This window comes from Psychrosphaera aquimarina (assembly GCF_032461525.1).
In the GTDB taxonomy this organism is placed as follows: Bacteria; Pseudomonadota; Gammaproteobacteria; order Enterobacterales; family Alteromonadaceae; genus Psychrosphaera; species Psychrosphaera aquimarina.
On sequence record NZ_JAWCUA010000003.1, the window covers coordinates 431,341 to 454,434 of the forward strand.

The 23,094-nt window shown below is 37.9% G+C and carries 29 protein-coding genes and 1 pseudogene; 21 read left to right on the forward strand and 9 right to left on the reverse strand.

Features of this window, described 5'->3' with window-relative positions; genetic code table 11:
- The first annotated feature begins 26 nt into the window (after positions 1-26).
- On the forward strand, positions 27-1,187 hold the full coding sequence (locus RT723_RS05160; RefSeq protein ID WP_315946135.1) for a N(5)-(carboxyethyl)ornithine synthase: 1,161 nt from the start codon (positions 27-29) through the stop codon (positions 1,185-1,187).
- Between the two features lie 449 nt (positions 1,188-1,636).
- Complete coding sequence (locus tag RT723_RS05165) at positions 1,637-2,125, forward strand: helix-turn-helix transcriptional regulator (RefSeq protein ID WP_216055250.1); 489 nt, start codon at positions 1,637-1,639, stop codon at positions 2,123-2,125.
- On the opposite strand, the pseudogene RT723_RS05170 reads toward RT723_RS05165, so the two are convergent.
- Positions 2,103-2,252, reverse strand: a pseudogene (locus RT723_RS05170) (tyrosine-type recombinase/integrase); the annotation flags it as partial. The gene RT723_RS05165 and the pseudogene RT723_RS05170 overlap by 23 nt on opposite strands.
- A gap of 121 nt (positions 2,253-2,373) precedes the next feature.
- Between RT723_RS05170 and RT723_RS05175 the strand changes: the two are divergent.
- On the forward strand, positions 2,374-3,030 hold the full coding sequence (locus RT723_RS05175) for a hypothetical protein (RefSeq protein ID WP_315946136.1): 657 nt from the start codon (positions 2,374-2,376) through the stop codon (positions 3,028-3,030).
- A 565-nt stretch (positions 3,031-3,595) separates the two neighbouring features.
- A complete protein-coding gene (locus tag RT723_RS05180) occupies positions 3,596-3,754 on the forward strand; it encodes a hypothetical protein (protein ID WP_216055242.1) in 159 nt (52 codons plus the stop codon).
- A 205-nt stretch (positions 3,755-3,959) separates the two neighbouring features.
- On the opposite strand, the gene RT723_RS05185 is transcribed toward RT723_RS05180, so the two are convergent.
- The 3 genes from RT723_RS05185 to RT723_RS05195 are packed head-to-tail and all read right to left on the reverse strand — an operon-like array spanning position 3,960 to position 6,833.
- Complete coding sequence (locus RT723_RS05185; RefSeq protein WP_315946137.1) at positions 3,960-4,355, reverse strand: ACT domain-containing protein; 396 nt, start codon at positions 4,353-4,355, stop codon at positions 3,960-3,962.
- Positions 4,356-4,390: 35 nt separating this feature from the next.
- On the reverse strand, positions 4,391-6,235 hold the full coding sequence (locus RT723_RS05190) for a monovalent cation:proton antiporter-2 (CPA2) family protein (RefSeq protein ID WP_315946138.1): 1,845 nt from the start codon (positions 6,233-6,235) through the stop codon (positions 4,391-4,393).
- A 1-nt stretch (position 6,236) separates the two neighbouring features.
- Entirely contained in the window at positions 6,237-6,833 is a 597-nt protein-coding gene (locus tag RT723_RS05195) for an NAD(P)H-dependent oxidoreductase (protein WP_315946139.1), read from the reverse strand.
- 337 nt (positions 6,834-7,170) lie between these two features.
- On the opposite strand from RT723_RS05195, the gene RT723_RS05200 reads away from it, so the two are divergent.
- From RT723_RS05200 to RT723_RS05280, 17 genes are all read left to right on the forward strand, one after another.
- Positions 7,171-8,697 carry a NarK family nitrate/nitrite MFS transporter gene (locus RT723_RS05200; RefSeq protein ID WP_315946140.1) on the forward strand — a complete coding sequence of 509 codons (1,527 nt, stop codon included), beginning with the start codon at positions 7,171-7,173 and terminating at the stop codon, positions 8,695-8,697.
- Positions 8,698-8,729: 32 nt separating this feature from the next.
- On the forward strand, positions 8,730-10,535 hold the full coding sequence (locus RT723_RS05205; RefSeq protein ID WP_315946141.1) for a bifunctional protein-serine/threonine kinase/phosphatase: 1,806 nt from the start codon (positions 8,730-8,732) through the stop codon (positions 10,533-10,535).
- Between the two features lie 272 nt (positions 10,536-10,807).
- Entirely contained in the window at positions 10,808-11,719 is a 912-nt protein-coding gene (locus RT723_RS05210) for a DUF2785 domain-containing protein (RefSeq protein WP_315946142.1), read from the forward strand.
- A gap of 139 nt (positions 11,720-11,858) precedes the next feature.
- Positions 11,859-12,269: a GFA family protein gene (locus RT723_RS05215; protein WP_315946143.1), complete on the forward strand. Its 411-nt coding sequence runs from the start codon at positions 11,859-11,861 to the stop codon at positions 12,267-12,269.
- A 96-nt stretch (positions 12,270-12,365) separates the two neighbouring features.
- The gene (locus tag RT723_RS05220; protein ID WP_315946144.1) at positions 12,366-12,842 is read left to right on the forward strand and encodes a hypothetical protein; all 477 of its coding nucleotides are present in this window, start codon (positions 12,366-12,368) and stop codon (positions 12,840-12,842) included.
- Positions 12,843-12,853: 11 nt separating this feature from the next.
- Positions 12,854-13,261, forward strand: a complete 408-nt coding sequence (locus RT723_RS05225; RefSeq protein WP_315946145.1) for an EamA family transporter — start codon at positions 12,854-12,856, stop codon at positions 13,259-13,261.
- Positions 13,262-13,296: 35 nt separating this feature from the next.
- On the forward strand, positions 13,297-13,809 hold the full coding sequence (locus tag RT723_RS05230) for a helix-turn-helix domain-containing protein (RefSeq protein ID WP_315946146.1): 513 nt from the start codon (positions 13,297-13,299) through the stop codon (positions 13,807-13,809).
- 153 nt (positions 13,810-13,962) lie between these two features.
- Positions 13,963-14,391, forward strand: coding sequence for a DUF4396 domain-containing protein (locus RT723_RS05235; protein ID WP_315946147.1), 429 nt, complete (start codon positions 13,963-13,965; stop codon positions 14,389-14,391).
- Between the two features lie 81 nt (positions 14,392-14,472).
- A complete protein-coding gene (locus RT723_RS05240; protein ID WP_315946148.1) occupies positions 14,473-14,928 on the forward strand; it encodes an SRPBCC family protein in 456 nt (151 codons plus the stop codon).
- A 51-nt stretch (positions 14,929-14,979) separates the two neighbouring features.
- The gene (locus RT723_RS05245; protein WP_216055232.1) at positions 14,980-15,306 is read left to right on the forward strand and encodes a hypothetical protein; all 327 of its coding nucleotides are present in this window, start codon (positions 14,980-14,982) and stop codon (positions 15,304-15,306) included.
- 160 nt (positions 15,307-15,466) lie between these two features.
- On the forward strand, positions 15,467-15,892 hold the full coding sequence (locus RT723_RS05250; RefSeq protein ID WP_315946149.1) for an MAPEG family protein: 426 nt from the start codon (positions 15,467-15,469) through the stop codon (positions 15,890-15,892).
- 9 nt (positions 15,893-15,901) lie between these two features.
- The gene (locus tag RT723_RS05255; protein ID WP_315946150.1) at positions 15,902-16,087 is read left to right on the forward strand and encodes a glycine zipper domain-containing protein; all 186 of its coding nucleotides are present in this window, start codon (positions 15,902-15,904) and stop codon (positions 16,085-16,087) included.
- A gap of 28 nt (positions 16,088-16,115) precedes the next feature.
- Positions 16,116-16,433: a YciI family protein gene (locus RT723_RS05260; protein WP_315946151.1), complete on the forward strand. Its 318-nt coding sequence runs from the start codon at positions 16,116-16,118 to the stop codon at positions 16,431-16,433.
- 31 nt (positions 16,434-16,464) lie between these two features.
- Positions 16,465-16,761: a YkgJ family cysteine cluster protein gene (locus RT723_RS05265; RefSeq protein WP_216055228.1), complete on the forward strand. Its 297-nt coding sequence runs from the start codon at positions 16,465-16,467 to the stop codon at positions 16,759-16,761.
- Positions 16,762-16,784: 23 nt separating this feature from the next.
- Positions 16,785-17,612 (forward strand): formyl transferase, encoded by an 828-nt coding sequence (locus RT723_RS05270; protein ID WP_315946152.1) that lies wholly within the window; start codon positions 16,785-16,787, stop codon positions 17,610-17,612.
- A gap of 52 nt (positions 17,613-17,664) precedes the next feature.
- Complete coding sequence (locus RT723_RS05275) at positions 17,665-18,201, forward strand: DUF924 family protein (RefSeq protein ID WP_315946153.1); 537 nt, start codon at positions 17,665-17,667, stop codon at positions 18,199-18,201.
- 50 nt (positions 18,202-18,251) lie between these two features.
- Positions 18,252-19,061: a Rossmann-fold NAD(P)-binding domain-containing protein gene (locus tag RT723_RS05280; protein ID WP_315946154.1), complete on the forward strand. Its 810-nt coding sequence runs from the start codon at positions 18,252-18,254 to the stop codon at positions 19,059-19,061.
- Positions 19,062-19,088: 27 nt separating this feature from the next.
- On the opposite strand, the gene RT723_RS05285 is transcribed toward RT723_RS05280, so the two are convergent.
- The 5 genes from RT723_RS05285 to cobA all read right to left on the reverse strand — a co-directional run bounded on the left by RT723_RS05285 (position 19,089) and on the right by cobA (position 23,092).
- Positions 19,089-20,018, reverse strand: a complete 930-nt coding sequence (locus tag RT723_RS05285) for a hypothetical protein (protein WP_315946155.1) — start codon at positions 20,016-20,018, stop codon at positions 19,089-19,091.
- 127 nt (positions 20,019-20,145) lie between these two features.
- Positions 20,146-20,565 carry a hypothetical protein gene (locus tag RT723_RS05290; RefSeq protein WP_315946156.1) on the reverse strand — a complete coding sequence of 140 codons (420 nt, stop codon included), beginning with the start codon at positions 20,563-20,565 and terminating at the stop codon, positions 20,146-20,148.
- A 5-nt stretch (positions 20,566-20,570) separates the two neighbouring features.
- The gene (locus RT723_RS05295; protein WP_315946157.1) at positions 20,571-21,050 is read right to left on the reverse strand and encodes a hypothetical protein; all 480 of its coding nucleotides are present in this window, start codon (positions 21,048-21,050) and stop codon (positions 20,571-20,573) included.
- Between the two features lie 136 nt (positions 21,051-21,186).
- Positions 21,187-22,170, reverse strand: a complete 984-nt coding sequence (locus tag RT723_RS05300) for a glycosyl transferase family protein (protein WP_315946158.1) — start codon at positions 22,168-22,170, stop codon at positions 21,187-21,189.
- A gap of 16 nt (positions 22,171-22,186) precedes the next feature.
- Positions 22,187-23,092 (reverse strand): uroporphyrinogen-III C-methyltransferase, encoded by a 906-nt coding sequence (cobA, locus tag RT723_RS05305; protein WP_315946159.1) that lies wholly within the window; start codon positions 23,090-23,092, stop codon positions 22,187-22,189.
- Positions 23,093-23,094 lie beyond the last annotated feature (2 nt).

The following is a 23,094-nucleotide window of genomic DNA, read 5'->3' on the forward strand; positions in this document are numbered from 1 at the left end:
TACAAATTCATACAAGGAAACGGCACATGTATATACCAAAAATAGGCGTCATTGGGACGTCAAAAAAAGTGGATGAACGACGATTTCCAATTCATCCAGAGCATTTATCACGAATTCCAGAAACTTTAAGAAAACAACTGATATTTGAACAAGGCTATGGTGAACCTTTTGGCATTAGCGATGCAGAAATAGCGGCGTTAAGCGGAGGCATTGCAACTCGTCATGAGTTATTAGCCGATGTAGGCACGGTAATCATCGCAAAACCGGTATTAGCGGATTTACAAGAATTACGTGAAGGGGGCACGCTTTGGGGTTATGTACATTGTGTGCAACAAGCGGAAATTACCCAAGCCGCCATCGACCGCAAACAAACGTTACTTGCGTTTGAGGATATGTTTATTTGGGCACCCAACGGCCAAGTAGGCAGACATACATTCTATAAAAACAATGAGATGGCAGGTTATTGTGCGGTCATACATTCTTTGCAACTCAAAGGCATAGATGGTCATTATGGTAATCAGCGTAAAACCATAATATTTGGTTTTGGTGCGGTCAGTCGAGGTGCTATTTATGCGTTAAAAGCGCATGGTTTTAGGGACATAACCATCTGCATTCAGCGAGTAGAAGATGAAGTCCGAGAAGAAGTTTTAGACTGTAATTACGTGAGGATCCGATCGGGAAACCATGGTGAAGCTCGGATGATGGTGTCGGAACATGATGGTACAACAAGACCGTTAACTGAATTGATCAGTGAGGCCGACATTATCGTCAATGGTACTTTTCAAAATACCCAAAAACCAACCCATTTTGTGGTTGAGTCAGAGCAGGCATGCCTTAAACCGAACAGTTTGATCATTGATGTTAGCTGTGACGAAAATATGGGGTTCTTTTTTGCTAAACCCACCACTTTTAAACAGCCTATGTTTAAATATAATACAGTGGATTATTACGCGGTAGACCATACGCCAAGTTACCTATGGGAAAGTGCAACCCGTTCCATTTCAGCGGCGCTTATTGTTTATTTACCAATAGTTTTAGCAGGACGTGATGCTTGGTATGACAATGAGACAATAGGCAAGTCGATAAATATAGATGCCGGTATTATTAAAAATAAGTCTATCCTGACATTTCAGAATAGGGATAAGACCTATCCACATTTATGCACAACGACCGCAACCAGTAGTTGATAGAAGGATGACCTCAACAACAATTAACTTGTTGTTGAGGGATATTGAAAATCACAAATTAAAGAATATATTTAGAAATCAATTTTTGATTGAGGTGTATCAAGGTTAAGGTCAGCCTGAGGCTCTGAACTATTACAATAGTTAATGAACAGTGCATTATGTATAGACTATAACTTAGGTTTAAACCACAAGACACATATGCAATGTTATCGGCATACACAAACCAATAAAACCAATAGTCATTTAGATTTGTTAATGCATTACTCGCTAAGGGTTACCATAGTTTACCTCCAGTTTTTTTTCTGTCCTCAAAACCCCTGTTCACCTTTAATCATCAATCTTGTCACATTTATGGCATACTCATTACAGGGGGTTGGCTTAACGACGTCGTATATAAAAAGGCAAAACGTCTTCATATTGGTTACACACTAATTATGAGGTTTTGAATTATGGAAATGGAACTAAACAAAAGAACATTAAAAGATCAACGAGACAGCCGAGCGTGGAGTCAAACCCAACTTGCCGAAGTATCTGGTTTAAGCTTAAGGACAATTCAACGCATTGAAAAAACAGGCATAGCATCACAAGAGTCAGCAAAGTCATTGGCGTCGGTTTACGAATGTTCAATAACCGAGCTCGTGTCAAAAGACGTCAGCGAACATACAAAACAAACCCTGTCTTTAAACACAATGAGTACAAAAGCAAAAGTTATTCATGTTTCAATACTCACACCCGTATTATTGATTGTGTTGTATTTATTTTTTACAGAACATCACTTAATTGCTTGGGTTGATACAATTAGAGACTCCATTTTTAGCCCTACTATTTCAGAAGACCGTTTAGATAAAATCAGCTTTTTAATCTTAGTGGTCGTCGTCGGTTTACCGTGTTTAATACCTGGTTATCTTTATGATCTCATCTCACATCCATCGGACTAATGGCACCTGATTTATGTTTACCTAAAACATGGGTATAAATTTGAGTGGTTTTCACATCATCATGCCCTAATAGCTCCTGCACGACCCTTATGTCATGACCGGTTTCAAGGAGTCTAGTTGCAAAGGCAAATAACAAGGCCACCCACTTCAATTTGACACAAATAACAAGGCCACCCACTTCAATTTGACAGTTATTTAAACTGCACTAAACTCACCTGTACCCATATTAATACAACGAGTGTTTTGTTATGCCTAGACCCAGAGAGCTTCAAATTAGCTTATCGGATACGCCGTATTATCACTGTATCTCTCGTTGTGTTCGTAGGGCATTTTTATGTGGTGAAGATAAACAAACCCATCAATCTTATGAGCACAGAAGACAATGGGTAGAAGATAAGCTGTTATTTCTCCCTCAAATATTTGCTATTGAAGTCTGTGCTTATGCAGTCATGAGTAACCACACACACCTTGTATTGCATGTAAATGAACAACAAGCACTTAACTTGAATACAACAGAAGTTCTAACTCGTTGGCATAAGGTGTTTAAAGGCACATTACTGACACAAAAATATCAGTCCTTAGCAGAAAATGAACGTGATACGTTAAGTCAATCAGAGCTTCTAACCATAGAGCAAACCACCGTTATTTACAGAAAACGCCTAATGGACATAAAGGTGACAGGACGTTGCATAAGAGAAGATAAAGCAGGGCATATAGACAACAACCTACCAAGTATACTCACACGCTTAAACATAGAGCCTGAGAGCTGGTTAATAATGACTAAGCAATTCACCACAGTATTCCATGGTGCAGTAGGTAATGAGCATGTATTACAAAACTTCAGTGAGAACTTACAACTAAAACGACGACCAAACTTATCGAGTTGTAGAAAGTTACTAGCTTAATCCCCAAAAAAGCCTGTAAAAAATTAACCAAAAAGACAAAATATCAAATCAGAATCCACTGAGATAAGTGTATATCTAGCATTCAACCCAAAAGTTAAAACAAGCCAAAAATACGAGTAAAAGCGTACAATTACACTCAATATTTCAAATTAAACTTCGATTAAAAATCTAGAACTTATTTTAAATTTACAAATTGTTTAAGTTTTATTTAAAGTGGGTGGCAATGATATAGCAGCATTAAATATTCCGAATTTATAACTGAGAACACGATTATTTCAGTTTAACCGAAACAAAACATCGCTTAGAAAATAGCATTTTAATCTTTGGATTAGGGCGTTCATATCATTTGTTGGCTTTGACTCTATATTTTCACTTTTAAACGAGTACAAATCACTTTAAATACCAAAGAGAGCAAATGAGGCACAATATTGTGTCAATATACAGGTAGAATAACCATGTAAAAGGTTGTTAACGTTAACGGGTTAGTGCGCGATATGCCTTTACCTAACCCGTGATGTTTATCGCATTTAAACCATATTAAAAATAACAATTAGGAAGATGATTAATGGAAAAATCAGGAAAAGAAATTGCAAAGTACGGGATCACATTTGGAACGGCACTCTCCATCGCTATTTCATGGAGCGTAAATAAGTCAGTGTTATGGGCCATTTTACATGGCTTTTTATCTTGGTTTTATGTGATCTGGCATGTTATTACACGCTAATTCATTAGCGTTATGTTTATCGAGCATTAGTTTATTTTTTAATTAATGCTCAATAAATCCATGCTGTAGTAAATATTATTTAACTACAGCACTACTCCAAGTAATCCTGTCACAATTCAAGTTGGTTTGCATATTCGTTAAGGTACTGATGGCTTTGTCGAGATTAGCCATCCTTAGAGTCGTTTTTTAAAATGACGAGTAGAGTTTAAATAGAAAACTCTTGTAACGCCTTGATCGCCAGTTCAGCCTTCTCTTTTTGTACAAAAATATGATCGTGGTAATACGCAGCTATAACATTAGCGCTGATTTCATATTCAGCTAATTTACTGGCTACTGCAGCGGTTAAACCAACGGCATCTAAACTAGAATGAACCGTTAATGTAATGCCACTAAATACAGATTCAAATGGGATATTATTTGCTTCTGCCTGCGCTTTAGTGATGACTAACGTTAAGCCCTCAGTTTCACGGAATGTGGCTAATGGAGACAAGGCTTGATAATCCATGTGATTGTCTGTTACACAACAAAATACATATTCATCAGTCATTAATTTTGGCGACATAGACTTTAATAATGTTGTTAAATTGGTTTCGCCTACCATGTGTTTTCCTCTATATATTTTGGATGATTTTAATTCTATTTTAATTTACCCGGTTTTTCCCACGCGTGTTCATCAGCGTCATGTTGCCATGTGCCATCTTGTTTTAATGTTTCTTCTAATAAACGTCTGGCTTCATTGGTTTTGGAAATGTATTCATGTTCATCACCATTAAATGCAGCCAGTTCTAATACACTTTGGTCATCGTGTTTTTTGAATAATCGACTCGTTCTGTAGGCAATATTACTTTGCCAACCAAGTGCAACTAACGCTTTTGCGCCAAGTTCTGCACCAGATGCCATGGTTTCTCGTTCTATTTCATTTACCCCTAAACGGTGTAATTCAACGGCGTGTAATCGGTTGATTGCTCTGGCTAAGATCTTTAAGTGAGGGAAATGTTTTTGCACCATATGCACTATGTTTAAACTGCTGTCTACATTATCAACTGCAACCACAATGGCTTGAGCGGTATCAGCGCCAGCGCTGTGTAATAACTCTGCACTTTCACCTTCACCAAAATAAACTTTAAAGCCAAATTTACGTACCATTTCAATTTGACTCGCGTCATGATCCAGTACAGTTGCTTTAACATTGTTGGCTAATAATAAACGTCCGACAGACTGGCCAAAACGACCAAAGCCAATGACGATAATTGGGTTGTCCTCGTCGATAACATCCGCAGGACGTTGTTCTTTTTTATGGGTAGCAAAACGTGGTGATATGTATTTCTCATTCACAATTAACATCAATGGGGTTAATAACATAGAGCTGGCAACGACCAAGGTTAATAATCCAATTAAGCCTGTTGGTAAAACGCCGCTGGTACTAGCAAAAGCGAACAATACAAACGCAAATTCACCCGCTTGCGCTAAGGCAACGGAAAATAACCAAGCGTCTGGTTTAGCTAATTTATTGGATTTGGCGAGTAAAAATAACACCAGAAACTTACCAATGATCAAGGCGACTGTAAGGCCAATAACAACTAACGGATCGGCAAGCAGAAGTTCGAAGTTGATACCTGCACCAACGCTGATAAAAAACAAACCCAGTAATAATCCTTTAAATGGTTCAATATTACTTTCGAGCTCATGGCGAAAATCACTTTCTGCCAATACTACGCCCGCGATAAAGGTACCTAATGCAGGAGATAACCCAATGGCTTGCATTGCTAGTGCAACACCTATCACTAACAATAAAGCAGACGCGGTGAAGATCTCACGTAATTTGGACTTAGCGATAAATCCAAAAATAGGATTCATCAGATATTTACCGCCAAAGATTATCGCGGCTATGACGCCTGCTACAATAAGCCCTTTAACCCAGCCTGCTTGGGATGCATCCGCGTTTACCGTTAATTCAGGGGAGGTAACAGCCAATAAAGGCAAAATGGCTAACATAGGGATGACGGCAATATCTTGGAATAACAAAACAGCAAAAGCGCTCTGTCCTGCGGATGTTTTCATCAACCCTTTTTCTTGCAGACTCTGTAATACAATGGCCGTTGAAGATAAAGCCAAGACCATACCTATGGCTAAAGCTTGTTGCCAAATCAGCCCTAAATACATGGCAATTAAAGTGATCACAGCTGTGCTTAATAAGACTTGTAAGCCACCAGTTCCAACAATTGGCCCACGCATTTTCCACAACAAACTTGGTTTTAACTCTAAACCAACTAAAAATAACATCATGACAACGCCGAATTCAGCAAAGTGCATTACATTGGTTTGATCGCCAACAAAACCTAAAACAAATGGGCCTATTAACACCCCCGCCACTAAATAACCTAAGACGGAACCTAAACCTAATCGCTTGGCGATAGGGACTGAAATCACCGCGGCACATAAGTAAATAAAGGCATCAAATAACAAATTTCCATGTTCCATGTTATTGCTCCCAACGTTGATTTAAAGTTTGTAAGTGACTCACGGATTCACTATCAAAGTTGTCGTCTTGTAATTCATGAATAAATTTTTGATATTGCTCTGCTAAGTGTTTCAGCTTGTCTGGATTTTTACTTAAGTTTCTAGCGCTGTGAGCAACAAACGGCGGTAAAAATTCCATTTCACATAAATGCGCGGTTTGATCAAATGGCGTTAATAATTCGCGAATGGTGAATCGATTATGACCTTGGGTGCAATAAGCTTCTTTACTACCGCCTGTGGTTATTACGGTTAACCATTGTTTACCTTTTAAGGCATTACCTTTAGGCCCGTAGGCATAGTTAAACTGTAATACTAAATCAAACCATTCTTTAAGGATTGCGGGGGCGCTATACCAATAAAAAGGATGTTGAAAAATAACCACGTCTGCGCTGGATAACTTTGTTTGTTCAGCATCAATGTCTATCACGCCATCTGGGTAAGTAAGGTATAAGTCGTGAATGGTTACCTTGTCATTTTGTTCAATGGCGTCGATAAAAGTTCTGTTTATTTGAGAGTTTGCCAAATTGGGATGAGCCAAAATAATAAGGATGTTTCTCATTATGGATCCTTCGAGATTAAATTAACCCCAGTGTACTGGGCATTTGATAAGAAAAAAACAATAATAAAACAATTCTAACCATTGTTTGGTTATGCAAAATAACTCTAATGCGCCGTATCAGTGCGAGCTTGGATCATTGTTGTGCATGTAAGGTTATCTGTATTTAAATTTTGGCACCAAAAAAACATAACTAACTGTTAATATTACGATTTATATATTTGGCATTAAAGGTGCTTTTTAACCTGCATTAAGCCGAAAGGTTTATGTTTACAGTTGAAGATATGGCAAAGAAGCCACCTATGGGCAAGTGAATCACTTGTTCTGGGTGGCTTTTTTTATGACTAAAAAAGTAGAACAAACGAGAAATCCCATGACAGCAAATGAAACACCGAGCAAGTTCAATCTCTTTTCCTTTCAAGGAAAAATGAAAATATTACATCTGAGTTGGATTGCATTTTTTATCACCTTCATGGTGTGGTTTAACTTTGCTCCAATGTTGATGGCAGTAAAAGAATCTTTGGGATTAACCACGGCAGAAATCAAAACGTTACTTATTTTAAACGTTGCCTTTACCATTCCAGCTCGTGTCATAGTGGGTATGTTAACGGATAAATATGGACCAAGATTAATATACACCGGCCTTTTAGCTATTTGTTCTATTCCTTGTTTTGCTTTTGCTATGGCCGATACATTTACCCAAGCCGCGATTGCTCGTTTTGCACTGGGGCTTATTGGTGCTGGTTTTGTTGTTGGTATTCGTTTGGTGTCGGAGTGGTTCCCACATAATGAATTAGGTACTGCTGAAGGTATTTACGGTGGTTGGGGTAACTTTGGGTCTGCCGCTGCTGCATTTACCTTACCTACTGTTGCTGCGATTTGTGCTGGCGTATTTGGCGGAGAAGATGGTTGGCGCTGGGCAATGGGCTTAACGGGCCTAGTTAGTTTGATTTATTCTTTTATCTTTTATAAAAATGTATCGGATACACCAAAAGGATCTACTTATTATCGACCTAAAAAAGCTGGCGCGATGGAAGTAACGTCTAAAGGTGATTTTTGGCTATTGTTGATAATGAAAATACCTATGTACGGCGCGTTAGCGCTGTTAACTTGGAAGTTATCACCCGCTGGCATTAATATGTTCAGTGAGACTTTAGTTAATGGCATTTATATTGGTTTAGCCGCGTTATATTTATTTGATAGTTACCATGTATGGCAGGTGAATAAAAACATCTTTGTTGAGCCCGTTGCTGAAATTCATAAATACAGCTTTAAACAAGTGGCGGTGTTAAATATTTTATACTTTGCCACTTTTGGTTCTGAATTGGCGGTTATTTCAATGTTGCCTTTGTTCTTTTCTGAAACCTTTGAATTAACCCCAGTGGTTGCTGGTATGGTGGCGTCCGCTTACGCCTTTATGAATTTAATGTCTCGTCCAGGTGGTGGTTGGTTGTCGGACCGTTTTGGCCGTAAACCTGTTTTATTAATCCTTACCGCTGGTTTAGCCATTGGCTATTTTGTGATGGGACAAGTCGATAGCTCGTGGCCTGTCTGGTTAGCGGTTGTTGCTGCAATGGCATGTTCATTCTTTGTGCAATCAGGAGAAGGGGCGGTATTTGCTGCGGTTCCTTTGATTAAACGTCGCATGACTGGTCAGATTGCTGGTATGACGGGCGCTTACGGAAATGTGGGGGCGGTAGTGTACTTAACGGTGTTATCTCTAGTTGATTATAGTACTTTCTTCTTGGTTATAGCCGCAACGGCAGTGGTTGGTTTTGCTGCGCTATTATTAATGAAAGAGCCTGAAGGTCATATAGCCGAAGTACAAGAAGACGGTACTGTTGAATTAATCTCTGTCAGTAACTAATACGTTAACGATAAAACAAAAGAGCAAAGATATTGCCTGATTTTGCAACGTCAAAACAGAGTCCGCTAAAGGACTCTGTCGATCAACAAAAACACTCGTCTATCAAAATGTTGGATGTGTTGTTTGGTGGCTTTTCAGATAAAGGGGTTAAAGTACAAAATCAAGATGCCTTTGCCGCGCAACAACCTTATGGCTCTGCACGTGAGTTAAAAGGCAGTATTGTTTGCATTGCCGACGGCGTAAGTTGCAGCGAAAACGCGCAACAGGCTAGTCATACGAGTGTGACAACGTTTATTAGTGATTATTTCAGTACCCCAGATTCTTGGTCGGTAAAAGACTCAGTAGCAAGGGTATTGTCTTCCCTAAACTCTTGGTTATTTCATTATGGACAACAAGCCAGTTGTCGCCAAAATCAATTAGTGACTACCTTTAGCGGCATCATATTTAAATCTAATACTGCCTATTTTTGTCATGCTGGTGACAGCCGAATATATCTATTTAGGCAAGGTAAGTTGGAGTTGTTAACCAAAGACCATTGTTATTTTCCAAGCGACAATAACAGTGTTTTAACCCGTGCTTTAGGCATGGACAGCCATTTAGAAGTGGATTTTTTTCAACGAGAACTGCAACTCGGTGACCGCTTTTTATTAACCACAGATGGTGTTCATGATTCATTAAATCAGACACAACTAAGTAAACATTTATCAGAACAGCAGCTTAGTTTAGAAAAAATTGCGACGGCAATATGTTTAGAGGCTGAGGAAGCGGGCAGTAAAGACAACTTAAGTTGTGTGATAGCAGAAATTAACAGTCTCCCCAATATTGATATCGACGAAGTTCATCAACAATTAACCGCGTTAAAAATTCCACCAGTGATGAAAGCTGGCGTCACTATCGATAATTACTTCATTGAAAAGGTGATCCATAGTGGTTCTCGTAGTCATGTTTATTTAGCTCGTGATAAAAATACTGACCAAAAAGTAGTGATAAAAGCACCATCTGATAATTTTGCTGAAGACTTAATCTACTTAGAGGGTTTTGTTCGTGAGCAATGGGTTGGTAGTCGTATTAATCATAAATCCATCATGAAAATCCAACCAAGAGCAAACAAGGATAATCAAAAAAAGAGCCCATTTTTATATCATGTGTGCGAGTACATTGAAGGGATTACGTTAAGGCAATGGATGTATGACAATCCGCAGCCAAGTTTTAATTTGGTACGAGAAATGACGGCAAAAATTATTGCTGCGTTGCGGGTATTCCAGCGTCAAAGCATGGTACACAGAGATTTAAAACCTGAGAACATCATGATAGATAATGATGGCAATATTAAGCTTATTGACTTTGGTACTGTGCAAGTCAGTGGATTAGCCGAAATTAACTCACCGCTTATTGAAGATACGTTAGCGGGTGCAGTTGGTTATATTGCCCCAGAGTATCTTTTAGGCCAACAAGGTGTACATCGTTCAGATATATTTTCATTAGGCGTAATTGTTTATGAAATGTTAACCGGCGAATTGCCCTTTAAAACGCCATTAATTCAGTACCAACAAGTGACAAACTACGATCAATGGAAATACCGTTTTGCTAAACGTATCAGAAAAGATATTCCAGTTTGGTTGGATTTAGCTTTACAAAAAGCAACACAACCGAATATATCTAGTCGTTATACGGCGTTGTCAGAATTTTTAAAAGATTTAACCACCCCCAATATGAGCATGGTAAACAAAATAGAATCGGCCCCTTTGATTGAACGAAACCCAGTGGGTTTTTGGAAAATGTTAAGTGCCGTACTTGTGTGTTTATTGTTTATTCAAACCTACTTGTTTACTCGCTAACAGCAAAAAAACGCTTACTCTTAAACCAAGGTTGATTAACTATTAATCTGTTACTGTTTAACAATTACTCAAAAATGAACGGCGGTCAAAATAAAAGTGGCCAGCGGTCAAAATTATAATCCCTGGCGTTTCAGCTTATAAACCTGCCATTGAACTTGTTATTGAGAGGCCACAGCGTAAACAAATTGAAGTTTAAATTTGTTTAGCACAAGGTAATAATTAGTTATTGCTGCGGTTTCGGTCAGCAATGGAGCACTGAGAAAATGAGAAATATGAATAAAATTTTTATCATGATCATTGTATGTATGTTGCCAACTATAGTGTCTGCAACCTCATGCAATAAGCACTTTTTAGATCAAGATTTATTAACCCTAAAAGACAATGATTTTGTTATTAGTTCAGAAGCGGAACGAAATCAAACCGCAATAAAATTATTAACTTGTTTGGGACACCCGAACCCTAAGATCCGAGATGGCGTTGTGTATGAAGCCAGTAGCCAGTGGTTACGCAAGGGGTTATTAACAACTCAAACGATAAAGACCATGTTTGCTGCATTAACAGAGCAATTGTCTTCACAGGTAAAGGACAAAAATATCCGTGATGCGGATAACTTTCGTCAGCCATTTGCGGCATTAGTATTGTCTGAAGTGGTTCGCGTTGATCGCATCAGTCCTTACTTGACCATTGAACAAAGACAAACTGTGGTTGATGTGACCACGCAATATATGCAACACATAAACGATTACCGTGGGTTTGACGACCAATATGGCTGGCGACATGCGGTTGCTCATACGGCCGATGTGTTTTTGCAATTAGCCCTCAATAAAAATATCACCAAAAGCCAATTAAACCAGTTGTTAAACGCAATTAAAATGCAAATAACCCCAAGCCAAGAGCACTTTTATATTTATGGTGAACCAAAACGTTTAGCCATGCCGTTTGTGTATTTAACGTTAAGAACGGAATTGTCAGAACAAACCTTAATATCTTTTTTAGATCAGATTGCTGACCCAACGCCATTTAAAGACTGGACGAAAGTTTATAGCAGTAATGCAGGTCTTGCTAAGTTACATAATACCAGAGCCTTTATTTATAGCTTGTATGCGATAACGTCAAAAAGCAAAAATCCAAGGTTAACCGCTATTCAGGCTAAGTTAGCCGATATTATGGATCAACTTGGATAACGGAAACAAAAACAAACCTGAACAACACAGTAAAAGGTTTGGCAAAACAGTTGTGATTGGTTATTTTAAATAGCTTAGAACAAACAAAGAATACAACGTTAAGGCATGCACTGTGCTTTATAACCGGAGTGAAACACCAATGACAGATACAATTAGCGGCAGTTGTTTATGTGGGCAAGTCGAAAGTAAAGTGACAGGGCCTTTTAAACGTTTTTATCAGTGCCATTGTGACCGGTGTCAGAAAAAAACAGGTTCGGCATTTGCCTCGTTAATCTTTACCAGCCCAGATAAAATAGAATGGCAATCTGGACAAGAACTGATTAAACGTTACGACTTACCACAGGCTATCCGTTTTTGTAATAGCTTTTGTTCTAATTGCGGCTCTCAAGTACCTTATTTAAGTCGAGACGGTTCTGCCTTGGTGATCCCTGCAGGTTACCTAAATGGCGATCCCAAAATCCGTCCTATGGCTAATATATTTTACCAAGAAAAAGCATGTTGGTTTGAAGAAGGTCAAGCGTCCACTAAGTTTGATCGTTATCCTGAGTAGCATTATTTGTTAGTCAGTTAGTTATTCCCATCTTGTCATTCATCCACAGACACCAATTGTTGTTCCAATAAATTGGTGTCGTTCATTAAGTTTATTATGCCTATTCAATTTATTAAATTATTCACTTATGTCAGCTTTGCCTTGTTAGCGTTTGCTGGAAATTCAGTGCTGTGTCGTTTGGCATTGGGACAAGGATTAATTGATGCCTCTAGCTTTACCTCACTCCGTTTATTATCTGGGGTAGTGACGTTAATCGTTATAAGTTTAGTGTTAAATAGAAATAGAGGCAGCGGAGCTGTGGTAATAAAGCAGCTAACTAAACAGAATACAACTAAGACCTGGTTAGCGAGTTTGATGTTATTTGTTTACGCCGCTGCTTTTTCTTATGCGTATATCTCGTTAGACACAGGAACCGGTGCGTTGATATTGTTTGGCATGGTGCAATTGAGCATGATTATGATAGGTGCACTTTATGGTAACAAACTGCACTACTCAGAATGGTTAGGTATATTGGTGGCTTTTTCTGGAGTGGTGTATTTAGTTAAGCCTAATCTTTCAACCCCTCTTTTTTAGGTTTTGTATTGATGACGTTATCTGGCGTAGCGTGGGCAATATATACCTTATTAGGCCGAGGTTCTAAACAACCAATATTAGACACAAGCGCAAACTTTTTACGCACAATACCGTTTGTTGTTGTGTTAATTTTATTTACCGTTCACGATGCGCAATTAACAAATTGGGGCATTATCTACTCCATCTTATCCGGTGCTGTTACTTCGGCGGTGGGGTATGCCATTTGGTATTTAGTGCTTAAAGATTTAACGGTAACACAAGCGGCTGTTCTGCAATTGTTAGTGCCTATTTTAGCAGCATTAGGTGGTGTACTGTTTGTCAGTGAAATGATTTCAATGAGATTGGTTACTTCGTCACTGTTAGTGTTAGGTGGGATTCTGATGGTGATCATAGGCAGACGTTTTCTTGTTCGTCATTAACAGATCTGTTTTGCAATGGACCTTAATATAGCAATATGAAAATTTACATCAAAAATATGGTGTGTCACCGCTGTTGTTTAGCGGTTGCCGAAGTATTAAAAACGTTAGAGTTAGCATATTTGTCTATTGATTTGGGCGTTATTGACTTTGCTGATTATCAAGGCGATAAGTTATCAGATGCCAATCACACCTTATTGTTACAAGCATTAGAGAATCTAGGTTTTGCCATATTAAGTGACAATAAAAGCAAGATAATCGAGCAGATTAAACGTTTATGTTTACTCCACCTGCAACAACAGACTCAAACTGAAAAACAAACGCTCTCTCAGTTTATCCATACTGGAATACAACGAGATTATAACTACTTAAGTCAACTATTCTCATCGGTAGAAGGGATTACCATAGAGGGTTACTTTATTAGTTTACGGGTGGAGAAAGTGAAAGAGATGTTATTTTACGAGGAACTTTCCCTTAGTGAAATTGCATACAAACTGGGTTATAGCAGTGTTGCGCACTTATGCGGCCAATTCAAAAAACAACGGGTTTAACACCGAGCCAATTCCGCACATTAAAAGATCAAAATAAACGTGTTGGTTTGGATGATCTGAAAATTGTATAACAATGAATAGTGAAGATATAACAGGTTAACTTGTATTATGTTTTATGATGAGACCTAAATATAAACCACTAGGAGCTTGCGCATGAAACTGGCTTGGAATAATAAAAGTAACTGGATTAAAAGTGCCCACAATACCAAATGGTGTTTAATTGGTTGTGCGATTGGTGATTTTGGCACTATCGCGTATTTTCAATTTACTGAACATACCCTATCAACTATGACCGTGATGATGTTAGCTATGTTTAACGGCTTATTAACCAGCATTATGTTAGAAACTATCATATTACTGCGATCCAATTTCACATTACCTGAAGCCCTAAAAACCGCATTTGGCATGAGTTTTATCTCTATGTTAGCCATGGAAGCGGCAATGAATATTACGGATTATGCGTTAACAGGTGGTGCTATTTTAACTTGGTGGGTGATCCCAATTTCACTATTAGTTGGTTTTCTAACGCCTTGGCCTTACAACTACTGGCGTTTACAAAAACATGGTAAATCTTGTCATTAATGTAGAGCGAATCCATATTTTGTATTCCTTGGTGTATAGTTAACTTTTCAACATTTTATTCTATATATGGAAAGTTGTGGTATGAATTTGTCGGTATCGGTAAACATTAATAGCTCTATAGATCAGGTTTGGCGTGCCATCACTGATATTCATAACTGTGACAAAATGATCAATGGCATCATAGGTCTCACCATATTGGAACAACCTGAATCTGGTTTAGTTGGATTAAAGTGGCAAGAAACCCGTTTAATGTTTGGTAAAGATGCGGTTGAAACCATGTGGATTACCGAATGCCAAGAACAAGCTTATTATTGCACACGGGCTGAAAATCATGGGGCTATTTATATTACTAAAATGTCAGTGCAATCGATTGACGACCAGACGGTATTAACCATGACGTTTAGTGGCACATCAGACTCGTTTTGGATTAAGGTATTGTCGTCAGTGATGAGTTTGTTTATTAAAAAATCGATGATGAAAATGTTACAAGCGGATCTAGAAGATATTAAACGTTATGTAGAAAGCCAATCTAATTAATATTCATTTTATTTTTTAATTTCCCCTTAATTTGGGTTCATAAAGGTTAACGTGAAAGACAATCAAATTAGCGTATTATTTCGCTTTTTATCATTAAATCGTATGCAAAGTTTTACTCTAAATAAAGAGCTGATGGATGCCTATTGCATAGAGGTTGAAGAAAAAAAACAATATATAGGCATGGTGCCATTAACGGATATTAACTTTAACGACATCATAGACTTTTATATCAAACAGCAATTAAAGCTAGACGACTGTGACATTACAATAAAAGTAAATGTGAGTGAAACTCAAGGTCATCATGCTGTCCCGACAATTGTTAGCCAAATGTTAAAACACATTGAATGTAGCTTGTCAGTGACTCTTTCCCATAACTAGTTTCATCCGTTGTTAACCTAACTTCACAATTTAATGTTGAGCTTGTGTTCTGCTATTGATAGTCAGTCAAATAATACTTCATGGAATTGGTATTAGTTATTATTGAATGTAAGCGTTTTGTGGCATAGTTTTACTTTATTTGTAATACATAAGAAAATTTATGGACGCTACTGCCCTACTTCAGCCTGTCATGGTCGTTGCTTTATTAACCTTAGTTATAACACTTTGGGTACTATTTACGCGTATTCCAGCTATGGTGCGTTTAAGAATACATCCACAAAAAGTGCAAGATACGTCAAAATTTAAAGATTTATTACCACCGGAAATTAATCGAATTTCAAACAACTACAATAACCTGTTTGAACAGCCCACACTATTTTACGCCGTTGCAGGCGTGATCGCGATATTAGGGCATGTTGATATGATTAATGTGTATTGTGCTTGGGCGTATGCGGTATTTAGAATTGTACATTCTCTCGTTCAAGCAACAGTGGATATTGTTAGATTACGATTCGCGATTTTTGTCCTATCATGGATAACATTGGCTATTATGATTGTACGCGAATCTATTACCATTTTTAGTTAAGGAAATATTATGTCTGATACAAGTCACTCTAATAATGATAACAAACCTAATAATAAAAAAGTGGCGGCGGGTATTGCGATTGGTGTCGGTGTGGGACTCGCCATTGGTGCTGCATCTGACAATATCGGTGCCGGTATTGGTGTTGGTATTGCACTGGGTGTTGCCTTAGGCGTTTCTAAAAGTAAAAAAACATAACTCACTTTTAATCGATAAGGTAAATATCATGGCTAAATTTGTAATTTCGTATATTGGTGGAAATCAACCGCAAACCCCTGAAGAGGGAAAACAACACTTTGTAAAATACAAAGAGTGGTTAGCATCATTGGGGGACAGCGCAATTAGTCCGGCCAATCCATTCAAAAATACCCATACTGTTGACCCATCTGGCAAAGTCACTGCGGGTGGCAATAGCACAATGTCTGGTTTTACCATTATTGAAGTAGAGAGCATGGAACTTGCCTTAGTCGCCGCTAAATCCTGTCCATTTCTTGATATTGGTGGATCCTTAGAAGTATCAGAATTAATGCAGATGCCGGTTTGATAACTTATTATTTAAAACGAGTTGTGTGTTGATGTCTGATTTAATTCCAATTGAAGACATTTCCGACCTTGATCCTGACATTACTTGTAATACTTGCCGTGCAAACTGCTGTAAGTTGGAAGTGATGTTGATCACCGATACGGGTGTGCCCCCTCGATATATTAAAACCGATAAGTGGGGTTCAGAAGTGATGTTGCGGTTAGATGACGGCTGGTGTGCAGCATTGGATAGAGACACGCATATGTGCAGTATTTACGAAGTACGCCCATTAATTTGTAGAGAGTTCGAAATGGGCTCGTACGAATGTATTGAAGAACGTAATAACTAGATTAATAAAGTTAGATTAAAACTATGAATATTCTTATTTTGGCCAATAAAGACTTAGCCAGTAACCACGCACTTAACCTTTTATTACCACAAATTAAACAGCATAAAGTCACGTTATGTTTGTCAGCAAAAGTGGGCGGGAATAACCCAAACAAGCCCACTGAGTTAAATCGGTTAAAATTTTTTGAACAAGACCTTTTTAATAATTTATTAACTCCAGCGTTAAAAGCAAACTACATATCTGAGAGCATTAACGCTAATGAAAACAACCTATATAAAACCTTTGACCAATTAAACTGTTATTTAAGTCAACCGGTGCAAGAGTTAAATAAGATTAATCAACCGGAACAATTACAAATGGTGGCAGAGTTAAAACCTGACTTAATTGTTTGTATTCGTTATGGCGTCATTTTAAAAGAACAAGTATTAGCGATTCCAAGCAAAGGCACGATTAATCTACATTCTGGAATATTACCCGATTACCGTGGTGTGATGGCGACGTTTTGGGCCATGTATTATAAAGAGCCCCAAATTGGGACAACACTGCATTATATTGACGATGCCAACATCGACACAGGTAATGTCATCGCCACGAGTACCTTGGCAGTTAATTATGAAAAATCATATTTATGGAATGTATTACAACTTTATGTACACGGCGTTCAGTTAATTTTAAATACGATTAATGCGTTGGCCAGCGATCAAGTTATATCTAAATCGGTGCAAACTGGCGAGGGGCAATACTTTACATTTCCCACTACTGACGACTTAACTGTTTTTGCTGATAACGGTCATTCGTTAGTGGATGAAACGGAAATTACAGAATTTATCACTGAGCATTATTTACTTTAACTCGCTTTGTAAAAGAGCAATTTTGTCGCTTGATCATAAAATAGGTGGGGTCATGTTTACCAAGGTATTGGATTTTTGGTTTAACGAAATAGAGTCATCTAAATGGTGGGTCAAAGATGTCGAGTTTGATCAAATTATCAAACAAAGGTTCACGGAAATTCATCAGTCGGCTCAAAAGGGCGAATTGTTTGCTTGGCGCAAAACCGCACATGGCCGTTTAGCTGAAATCATAGTATTAGATCAGTTTTCCCGTAATATGTTTCGTGATACGCCAATGGCATTCCAGTCCGATAGTTTAGCTTTGGTTTTGGCCCAAGAAGCAATTGCGGTTGGTGCGGACAAAGGGTTAACTCAAACGGAACGTAGCTTTTTATATATGCCTTTTATGCATAGTGAATCCTTATTAATTCATGAGGTGGCGGTGGGGCTATTTAAAAAAAATGGCAACCAATCCAATTTTGAATTTGAATTAAAACACCAAGCTATCATCAAGGAATTTGGCCGATACCCACATCGGAATCAGATTTTAGGTAGAACGAGCACTGAACAAGAAATCAAATTTTTACAACAACCAGGTTCGTCATTTTAATCTAAGAGTTGTAATGAATACCTGTTGAAAAATAAAGAAAGGCAAAATAAATGATGGCGTTTACAAATTTAACTAACCGTAAAATAAGTGTATTAGGCGGTGGTTGGTTGGGTTATCCGTTAGCACAAGAGTTGAAAGCATTTGGCGCGGATGTGAATATTGCCACACGCTCAAAACAGAGGTTAGACACTTATAACCAGCTAACAGGTTTTTTGGTAGATATTGAAAACTTAACTGATGATGTAAATGCGTTTTTAAACTCAGACGTTTTAGTTGTAAATATCACTAATAAAAACATTGCCGCCTTTAAAGCGTTAATCGATAAAATTGAAGATTCACCGATTAAGCAGGTTATTTTTATCAGCTCTACATCTGTGTATCCAGACAACAATAGCGTTATATCTGAGTCAGACGGTTTAGAGTTAATTGAACATCCGTTGTATCAAATAGAGTCGCTGTTTAAGCAATCCGATGCATTTGTGACTACGATAATTCGTTTCAGTGGTCTTATCGGTTACGAACGTCACCCTGGACGTTTTTTTCGAAATGGCAAAGTGATTAAAAATGCACAAGCGAAAGTAAATTTGATCCACCGAGATGATTGTTTACCGATCATTTGCCAAGTAATTAACGACGATATTTGGTCGGAAGACTTTAATGTATGTTCGGATACGCATCCAAATAAAAAAGAATTTTATACCTATGCTGCTCAGTCACTCGGTGTCACGCCGGCAGCCTGTGAACCTACTGACGTTGTTGCATTTAAGGTTATTGATAATAATAAAATTAAACACAGACTTAACTACCGATTTATTTATCCAGACGTAATGGCGATTGATTTTAGTCAGGACCTTTGTTAATTAATTTGGAAATCGTTAAAGCTATCGTTAGTGGTTTTTAACCACAGGGTAATAAATATTAAAGTCAGTGGGTAAAATCCACAACTTAGGATCGTTAACGTCTGTATTGTCGGATAACAATGGGTTGGGGATGTCGAGAAATAACGTACCCATTTCATTTTTTAAAGGGTAGACATTTTCTGTTAAAGGATGACTTTGCATGAGTTTCACGATACTGCCATTGTCAGCCAGCTGTTTTAAACCTAGTTCCAACCTTGCTGCTAATTCATGATTATTTTTGTTAGTAAAAAAGTAAACGGCAAACGGGTAATGCAGCATGACTTGTTCAAAACTGATTAAATTAGGATACAAGTTACGCCTTAATTTTAATTCGGTTTGCGCGTCATGATAACCACGCGGAAAATAGTCACAGCGTTTTAGGTCTAACATTTTAAATATATTTTCGTAAATGGTTGTGGTGGTGACTTCAAGCCCTGAAGCTTTGAGAATTTCAGTATCAGGCCAGTTGGTTCCTTGGCAAGCACTTAACTTTTGTAAATCAAAAAATGATTTTACGTTGTTAAATCGGTCTAACGAGTCTTTGTGGATAATGAATTTACGATAGCCAATTAACCCTCTAGTGGTTGGAACTTTAATCGCTAGTAAGTCACTTTCTAACTGTTTACTAGTGCCGAGCCAATATACATCAAGCATATCCCCTTTGATTAATTCTTTTATCGCACGACCTTGAGACAGAGAAACGGTGGTTTTTATTTGCGTGGCTTGGCCAGGTTGTTCAGTTTGTTTTAATGCTAATAACAATAATTGTTTATGGTAATCATGGGAAATGTCATATTCAGAACGTGGTAATGGGATCCGTAATTCTTCAACTTGTGACTGTGCGATACCGCTAAATAAAAAGATGTAGAGGATTAATGATTGGTAAGTCTTTTTGCAGGATACAATTTTAAAGGTCATAAGGACTTAATACATAAAGAAGACAATTTCAGTTTAACAGAGGTAACTAAATGGTCAATTTAGTTTACCGATTAATGTCACTACCAGGGGTAAAGCTATGGTTATTTGTTTTTAATTACTGTTTTTACTATTGTGCTTCCACTGAGAATGAATGCCAAAGTACTTTGCGTTCTAATGGGGTTTTACTCGGTAAAAGTGGGTTGCCAAGATGAATGATAGTTCTATTTTCTAAGTCGGCCTTTTCTATATAGGCTCCGTAATATTGCTCAAATAATGATTGTAGTGATCCATCTTCCACCATTTTTTCTAACCCTAACTCTAGACGCGCGGCGATTTGTGGGGTGCTTTTAGAGACAAACATATAAAAAGGCGAAGGAATATATAAGGCTAACCTTGGTTCAACCATTAAATGAGGTAAGTCTACTTTTCTAATTTCGATCTCGTCATAAATTTCGTGGATGCCTCTTGGAATATAATCAAAGCGGTTTTTATCTAACATGGCAAAGATAGAGTCGTATGAATATGCGTCGGAAACTTCAAAGCCCAATTTGGTCAGGACTTTACGTGTAGTCCAGCTTTTACGAACCCCAACGGTGAGTTTTTTAGCTGCTGTAAGTTATTAATATTATTGAATACTTCGGCCTTGGATTTATTAATAGCTAATAAACGATAACTAAAAATACCTCGTCTAATCGGGATCCGAATTGGCGTGCTTTTTTCTTCCCATTCATCGGTAGTTAGCGCCATGGCCACATTAATAAACTCACCTTTAACTAACTCTTTTAGAGTCTGATGATTAGGGACTTCAAATCCTGTAACCTCAATGCCAAATGCGCCAAATTTAGGAATACTGGCAATCAAGGCTTTATTTAACACGGTGTAGGTATAATTTGTACGAATGTCTTTATCTGACTGGCCTCGGTTGATTTTTATTATGTCTGAGGCGTGGCTGAACTGGAAATGAAGACAAAAAATAATACAAAAATAGATACGTAAGGGAATGATAATTTTTTTGTATAGTGTGTTTTTCATGACCATCCTGGAAGAATACGTAAATTGAAATGACAATGGAGAATTATTCATTGTTTCTTTAACTATAGGTGAAATTCTCTAACTTATCTAATGCAAGTCAGGGAGATAGTCAACAGGATATATTTGGCGTGGAAACCTAATAAAATTCAAATTGGGTGTTGCGTTCAGCCCACATTTGTTTGGCTTTTGTTAATGCTTGCCCCACATCTATGGAATCTAACAAGGTTAAGTAACAAGCAATAGTGCCTGTGATAGCTTGTTGAGCATATTCAAATTGAAGTTCCCCAGTCCAACATTGTCTTAATTCATCTGGTGTTAGACTTCTAGGTTTGATTTGCCAATTTGGCAGCAAAGTTGGAAATTCAAGTTGTGAGATTACATCATTATGGATCAGGTGTTGAATAAAACCTCGCTCAGGGTTTACTTCTACTTCACCACCCTCACCACGAATACAAGACACATGTTTGTCCCCTAATAATTTAGCAACATTGATGTGGCGTTCGTCAAAGTGACGATGATAAACCCCATGAAAGCTAAACGGTGCACTTGTAGGGTTTAACATTCTGGCTAAGGTATTGGCCGGAGAACGTAATCCAAACAAACTACGCATTTGAATTAACTTATTTAATTGTGGATTTACCTGTTGCAGATCCATATATGCAAAGCCAGATTTTTCTAGCTGTGCCTTGGCTTGTTCTGCCGTGTGTGAGATTGGAATGTTTAAGGCGTTAAATACGTCTGGTAAATATAAACGGTTGGAGTCTGGTTCTTTGCAACCATGTAAAAATATCCGTTTACCAGACTGGGCTAGGCATAACATAGCCAATATAAACCAAGGCAAATGCCGACGTTTACCAGCGTAACAACCCATATCCAAGTCGGCGTTAATTTGCTGTATGGCTAGTGGTGAATATTCACGGGCGGCTTGTACAAATCCTGCTAATTCTTGTTCCGACTCTTCTCTGACTCGCAATAACATTAAAAAGGCACCAACTTGTTCAGGTTCAGCTTGCCCAGTTAACAACAGATGAAACGCGTCATTCGCTTGTTCTTGGGTTAAATACTTACCTGACTTTTTACCTTTGCCTATGAGTTTTATGTATTGCGAAAATTCATTCATTTACGTTGGTTTACCATTATGCCACAGCACGTTTTGACTTCTTGTTAGTTAAGTCTGTTGTTAAAAGTTCAATATTGACCTGTGCTTGGTAATTTATAACATCGCCAACCACAATCAAAGCAGGACCAACAATATTTTCGCTATTTAATACTTGTTCAATATTAGCTAAATCAGAAATATAGGTTTTCTGTGCGTTTGTTGTACCTTGGTCAATAATTGCCATTGGTGTAGTCGCATTTTTACCATATGAAATAAGGCTTTCAGCTATGTGTTTAACCTTATTCAGTCCCATATAAAACACCAAGGTATCACTCGACTCAGCATAGTTTTTCCAATCTGATTCAATGTCATCACTTTTAAAGTGTGCAGTGATAAAACGTACTGAATGTGCGCAATCACGGTGAGTCAAAGGAATACCAGACCAAGCTGCGCAACCAGAAGCCGCAGTTACGCCCGGTACAATAGCAAAATCAATATTGTGTTGTTGCAGATGTTCCACTTCTTCGGCGGCACGGCCAAAGATAGAGGGATCCCCACCTTTTAAACGTACAACATCTTGTCCTGCCAAAGCGCGGCGTGATAACAGTTGGCAGATCTCATCTTGAGTCATACTATGACGACCACACTTTTTACCAACAAATACTTTTTCTACATGTTTGGGGATCATGTTAACGATGTCAGGACTTACTAACCAGTCATACATCACAACATCAGCCGATTGTAATAGTCTGTACGCTTTTAAGGTTAATAGTTCTGCATCACCAGGGCCTGAACCCACTAAGAATACTTGACCAACTGTGTTGTTCTTTTTAGTTACTTGTCTCTCTTGTTGAGCTAAATTTAGCTTGTTTTTTTTATGTGCGGTAAAACTAAACAAACGAGACAAAATTAAATTAGACCAGCCAAATGTTAAATTAAACATGA